Consider the following 1410-nt stretch of genomic DNA (forward strand, 5'->3'; position numbering starts at 1 on the left):
CTATCTTTCTTTTGGTAATTATGTAATCAAAGCCCCACTGGCGTTTTAAGGTGCCGTAAGGGTGTTCGACCAGCGCTTGACGTTGTTTATAGCGTTGTTTGTTCTGGGTCACTCGAAGGGCATTAGCTTCTATATATGGGGCGTATTCACTGCGTTGAACAATTTTTCCGTTTTTTGCCTTGGTGCATAAACTGCGAACTGAACAACCTTTGCACGCCTTGGTTTTGTACTGTTTAAAAGTGTAGTTTCTTGTTTTATAGTGGCTTTGGTTACTGGTTAGTTTATGTCCTTCGGGGCAGGTGTAGGTGTCGGTTTTTTGATTGTATATAAAATTCTCGGCATTGTACTTCGGATGCGGTGCCTGGCTAGCACGCCCAATGGCGGGTATGGCCACAAGCGTTTTAATGTCTAGCTGATGGGCCGTACAAAACTCGCTTCCGGTATGATAGCCTTTGTCGTAAAGGGCGGTAAATTTGTTGGTTCGTAAAATGGATTTGGCCCGGCGCAACATCATGCCCATGGCTTTCTTATCGTTTTGATTGGTTAGTTTGTAATCGATAAGTATTTTGTTTTGATCATCCACAGTAGTTTGAAGTGTGTAGCAAACCTCAGTGATCATTCCCCGTACAATTTGGTGTCTACTATCAGGATCTGATGTGGATAATTGCGGATTTTCCGAACTTTTGTCCGCCTCGAGCTCCTGTTTGATACGGGTGTATTTCTTGTGGTGTTTTTTATGCTTGGCTATCTCTGTGCTGAGCGCTTCTGCCTTATCTCCGTCTGCTTGTTTTAATGCGAGGCTGTGTTCTTTGAGTTTATCCTCGATATAGGCCAGATGCCGTTCAATTTTCTTTTTGTTGTAATTGTTTTTCTTGCTGTTTTGTGCCCGAAGTTTTGTAGAATCTCCAGCAATTAACAATCCTCCAATAAGGTTAAAGTTTTTGGCAATCTCAACACTGTAACGAAAAACACGTTTGATGGCCTTAGGGTTTTCTTTTCTAAATCTCGCAATGGTATTGTGATCTGGTTTTAAATTTTTCAAAAGCCAAATTACTTCTAAATTACGATGACATTCTTTTTCTAATTGTCTAGAGGAACGCATACGGTTCATATAGCCATAGATATACAATTTCAATAAATCTGCAGGGTTATACGGCGGTCTTCCTTGAGAGGGTAAAGACTCAAACCCCATCTCCTGTAGGTCGATGCTTTCTACAAACTGATCGATAAAGCGTACCGAGTTGTCTTGCGGTACCATGTCGTCCAAACAGCTAGTATATAAAGCGAGTTGTTGACGGTTTTCTCCTTGTTGATATTCCATACCTTAAGATACAAATAACCAAGGCAGCATCTAAAGAGAGTGCAATGAGTTTTCAACAAACTTATTAAGTTTTGAGACAGTCTGACGGT

1 protein-coding gene is annotated in these 1410 nt (G+C 41.1%); it reads right to left on the minus strand.

The window, feature by feature from the left end; genetic code table 11:
* Window positions 1-1321: IS1182 family transposase (locus RT250_RS13445; RefSeq protein ID WP_313115399.1), on the minus strand; the 1321-nt coding region annotated here is incomplete at its 3' end.
* Between the last annotated feature and the right edge of the window lie 89 nt (window positions 1322-1410).

It is taken from the genome of Aequorivita sediminis (assembly GCF_032080575.2).
GTDB classification, from domain to species: domain Bacteria; phylum Bacteroidota; class Bacteroidia; order Flavobacteriales; family Flavobacteriaceae; genus Aequorivita; species Aequorivita sediminis.